The sequence below is a fragment of the Xanthomonas pisi DSM 18956 genome, from assembly GCF_001010415.1.
Lineage (GTDB): Bacteria > Pseudomonadota > Gammaproteobacteria > Xanthomonadales > Xanthomonadaceae > Xanthomonas > Xanthomonas pisi.
This window is the reverse complement of sequence record NZ_JPLE01000316.1, coordinates 1-333: the sequence shown is the minus strand read 5'-3', so window position 1 is coordinate 333 and position 333 is coordinate 1. Positions and strand designations below refer to the sequence as shown.

Below are 333 nucleotides of genomic sequence, written 5' to 3'. Positions count from 1 at the left end.
AAGGATGTTGCTGCTCTCGGTTCTGGTCAGAAGGCGGATGCGTTACAGAGTTTTAACTCTCTGGCAGACAGCAGTCTGGCAAAAGCTAAATCGGATGCACAGGCGGCGTTTACGAAACAGCAGGGGCGAGCCTCTCTTGTTGGCGCTGGTCTGGGTGCGGTTGGGGCTTATGCAATGCATAAGGCTGGCGGTAGCGGAAGTGGAGGTTCTAAAACGCCAGACACCGGGGCTAACGCTATTCAGAGTCAGGCTCAGAACTGGAGACTGTAATTATGGAGTATGGCAAATACGAAACTCTCGCAAGGGCTGGATATTCAGGAGCAGACCGCCCAC

At 53.8% G+C, this 333-nt stretch carries 1 protein-coding gene; it reads left to right on the top strand.

Translation table 11 applies throughout. The annotated features are described in order from the left end of the window. Window positions 1-270, top strand: a 270-nt coding sequence (locus Y887_RS19900; RefSeq protein WP_211257039.1) for a hypothetical protein, incomplete at its 5' end; no start/stop codon positions are given. Window positions 271-333 lie beyond the last annotated feature (63 nt).